General features: G+C 31.5%; 4 protein-coding genes. All 4 read right to left on the bottom strand.

From position 1 onward, the window contains the following. Nucleotides 1-95: 95 nt before the first annotated feature. Nucleotides 96-842: a lipid A phosphoethanolamine transferase gene (locus VGE71_RS15685; protein WP_331139190.1), complete on the bottom strand. Its 747-nt coding sequence runs from the start codon at nt 840-842 to the stop codon at nt 96-98. 67 nt (nt 843-909) lie between these two features. Continuing rightward, nucleotides 910-1662, bottom strand: coding sequence for a shikimate dehydrogenase (gene aroE, locus VGE71_RS15690; RefSeq protein ID WP_331139191.1), 753 nt, complete (start codon nt 1660-1662; stop codon nt 910-912). A gap of 2 nt (nt 1663-1664) precedes the next feature. Further along, a complete protein-coding gene (locus VGE71_RS15695) occupies nt 1665-3059 on the bottom strand; it encodes a tetratricopeptide repeat protein (protein WP_331139192.1) in 1395 nt (464 codons plus the stop codon). Between the two features lie 207 nt (nt 3060-3266). After that, nucleotides 3267-3590: aminotransferase class III-fold pyridoxal phosphate-dependent enzyme (locus VGE71_RS15700; protein ID WP_331139193.1), on the bottom strand; the 324-nt coding region annotated here is incomplete at its 5' end.

Consider the following 3590-nt stretch of genomic DNA (forward strand, 5'->3'; position numbering starts at 1 on the left):
TGAAGGATATGTAAATTTAAAATATGCATTGTTTTACGTATTATTTCTATATAAATACAATTTAGTAAGGTTGTATTTATTTTTTTTTATTTAGTTCAGAAAAGAATCAAAACACCCATTTCGATTCCGAAATTATAAGTCCTGTTTGTTCCAAATCCAGCACTTGGGTGTATATATACCAAGTTTGTTGGTGTAATTTTTCTCCCAAATTCTACAAAAGCATTGTTTTGAAAGCCATTTATAATACTATTGTATCGAAATGCGACATCGCCAGCGACCCAATTTTTTCCTAAAAAATGAAAAAATACATTTTCAAAAAGAGTTGTACTTATATCATTGCGATCATCTTCGCCTGCAAAACTCGTTTGATATTCTAAGGTAGAAAGCCAAAGAAACTTTTTATTATAAAGGTATTTTCCATAAATAACAGCAGGCATAATAACCCATTTTCCAGTTCCAAAATTCGGATCAGCAGCTGTATTGGCATAAACTCTTGTTCGTAAAGCAATACCGTTACTGTTTTTCATGTACGGGATATAACTTATTCCCATACCAACATCTCCAATAGCTGTTTTGTTGATAGAATTGGTATTTGCAGAAACTAACGGAAGATCAAATCTTAAATTCCAGGCTTTATTGCCAATAGGAAGTAAAACTCGTACTTGTGTAGTATTAATAGATCCGTTGTCAGTATCTAGATATTCGTCAAAGAGAAGAATTGTTTTGAGGAAATAATGATAACGTGGCTCAGAAAAAGGACTTTGTAAGGTGTCATTTTCTTGAGCAGAAAGTAGATTGTGAAATAAAAAAAATAAAATGCTAAGTAATTGTATTTTATTCATAACCACTTGCTTATAAGTGATTTAAAAATACAAAAAATACATTAACATTTTATTTTTTGATTCTTGTTTATTTGTTCCAGATTTTCCAAGCTTTTTCTGCCTGAAAAATCAGCATGTCGTGACCATTTTTGATTACAGCACCTTTTTCTTTTGCTTTTCTAAGAAAGGTAGTTTCCGCTGGATTGTAAATCAAATCGTAAGCGATATGTTTTTCTGTAAAAAACTCATAAGGCAAGTTCGGGCAAGCTTCGATATTTGGACTTGTTCCTACTGGTGTACAATTAATTATGATTTGAAAATTGTCAAACGTGGTAGCGTTGATCAAATCGTAATCGATAATGTTTTCTTTCGCTTCTCTCGAAACAAAAGTATACGGAATATTTAATTCATCCAAAGCAAAAGCAACACCTTTAGAAGCACCTCCTGTTCCTAAAATAAGTGCTTTTTTATGATGTGGTTCCAATAAAGGTTCTAATGATTTTTTAAAACCATAATAATCCGTATTGTAGCCTTTTAGTTTTCCGTTTTTGGTAAATTTAATGGTATTTACAGCGCCAATTAAAGTTGCTTTACGTGATAATTTATCTAAGAATGGAATAACTTGTTCTTTGTACGGAATAGTAACATTTAAACCTTTTAAATCAGGATTGTTTTTAATCAATTCAGTGAAATAATTAATTTCAGAAATGTCAAAATTCTCATAGCTGTTTCCAGCAAAGACTTCATTATTAAATTTTTCTGTAAAATAACCTTTTGAAAATGAGTAACTAATGTTGCGTCCTAATAATCCAAAACGTCTTCTTAATAAAATATCAACCATTCTTATTTACGATGTTTTTCTATATAATTTTTTACCATTTTTTTTGCCCAAACAACAGGAAACAAATCTTCGATTAAGATATAATTATCAAAATTAAGACGTAAACCATTGCTTAAGTGAAATTTAGCTTTTGTATTGTCCTGAATCATAAAATACAATCCGGCTAAGCGGTATTCGATTTCATTTTCTTCTGGAAAATATTCAGAAGCTTGCAATAAAGTCTGGATAGCAGTTTCAAATTCTCCTAAAAACTGAAGAATATCAACCCAATACAACCAAGTATCTAATGCGTAATCACCAAATTCAACTGCTTTTCTGAAACCAAATTCAGCTTCTTCAAAAAAGTTCATGTGTTTGTTGATTGTAGCATATCTTTTCCAATACAAACGATTTTGATTGTCGATTGCCAAAGCTTTATTCACAAAAAACAATGCTTTTTGATAGTTTTTCTGGCGAAGATGAAAATCTGTAATCGCAATCCATCCTTTGTCTAAAAGCGGATCTTCATGTACAGTTTGGTTATAGTATTGGATTGCTTTCGCTAAATTTCCAAGTTTTTCATAACATTTTCCAATTCGAAGAAGTGCATACGACGTTGCATCGTCTAATTCGATGGTTCTGTTATAACTTTCAATTGCTTCATTGTATTTTTTCAGACGCTCATAAGCTTTTGCTTTTTCCATAAAAGCGCCTAAAAATTCATCATCAATCAGAGTTGCGTAATCAAATGCGCGAATAGCATTTTCATATTCTTTTACGCCATAATGAAGACGTCCAAGCTGATGCCACGCGATTTCACTATACGGATTTCTGTTGATATAATCGTTAAGATACACAATAGCTTCTTGGTTTTGATCTAAAAACTCAAAACAGTACACCACGTTATAAAGAGCAGATTGATCTTCTAAGTCTTCTTCAAGACATTTGATAAAGCTCTCTTTTGCCATCTCGAGATTATCCATAAAAAGATATTCCATTCCAATCAAGTTGTATACATCGGCATAATCGTCGGTGTATTGCAACGCGATTTTTAAGAGTTCAACTGCTTTTTCGTGTTGATCTCTTTTAGAACAGATATTGGCTTTCTGAATGTAGATTTCCTCGTTGTTAGGTTCGATTGCATATAACTCATTCAAGAGTTTTTCAGCAAGATCGAGTTTGTCATCATAAACCAGCATTTCTACTTGTACTAATTTTAAGCCTGTAGATTTTGGATGTTGGTCTAATGCAAGTTTTAAGGCCTTTTTTGCTAAATTAGCCTTACCTATGTCTAAATAATGAAGAATGATTTCTTCGAATTCTTCAGAATCAAAAAAGAGTACTTTGTTAGTTTTTAACATCGACTCAAATTTAGATAGGGATAGGTTATAATCTTCTTCTTCGTTGCTTAATTGCATACTTCGTAATTTTGAAATTAGCCTATTATAAATTTAGGCAACCATATAATTGTTGTAAGGATAGGAAATTATTTGTTTTGAACAATTTAATTAACAATATATAGCGTTTTTTATTCTCTTTTGGGAAGAAAACTCTCTTGTTATTAAGGAGTTAGCTTCTTGTTTGTTGTTTTTTTAATTATCGACAAACAGTTTCGCTTTAGAATTCTATTGGTTATTCTTTTTCATTATTTCATCCATAACCTCCAAAATAATCGAACAGCCTTCTCTGATTTCGTCTTCTGAAATAGTTAAAGGAGGTGTAATTCTTATGGCACATCCTTCAAATAAAAGCCAGAATAAAATAAGACCTTTGTCTTGACAATTTAAAATGACTTCGTTAGTAATTTCAGCCGATTCTGTCATGGCGGCCAGCATAAGTCCTTTTCCTCTAACTTCTGTTATCAAAGGATGTACCAAAAGCGATCTGAAGAGTTTTTCCTTTTCTAATGTTTCGGCCATTAAGTTTGTTTCAGTTAATTCCTGCAAAGT

Origin of the sequence: Flavobacterium sp. (genome assembly GCF_036405015.1) — a bacterium.
Taxonomy (GTDB): Bacteria; Bacteroidota; Bacteroidia; order Flavobacteriales; family Flavobacteriaceae; genus Flavobacterium.

What these genes read in the sequence shown, in the direction of transcription:
- aroE (WP_331139191.1), bottom strand. Translation starts at nt 1,662, where the DNA reads ATGGTTGATATTTTATTAAGAAGACGTTTTGGATTATTAGGACGCAAC.
- VGE71_RS15685 (WP_331139190.1), bottom strand. Translation starts at nt 842, where the DNA reads ATGAATAAAATACAATTACTTAGCATTTTATTTTTTTTATTTCACAAT.
- VGE71_RS15695 (WP_331139192.1), bottom strand. Translation starts at nt 3,059, where the DNA reads ATGCAATTAAGCAACGAAGAAGAAGATTATAACCTATCCCTATCTAAA.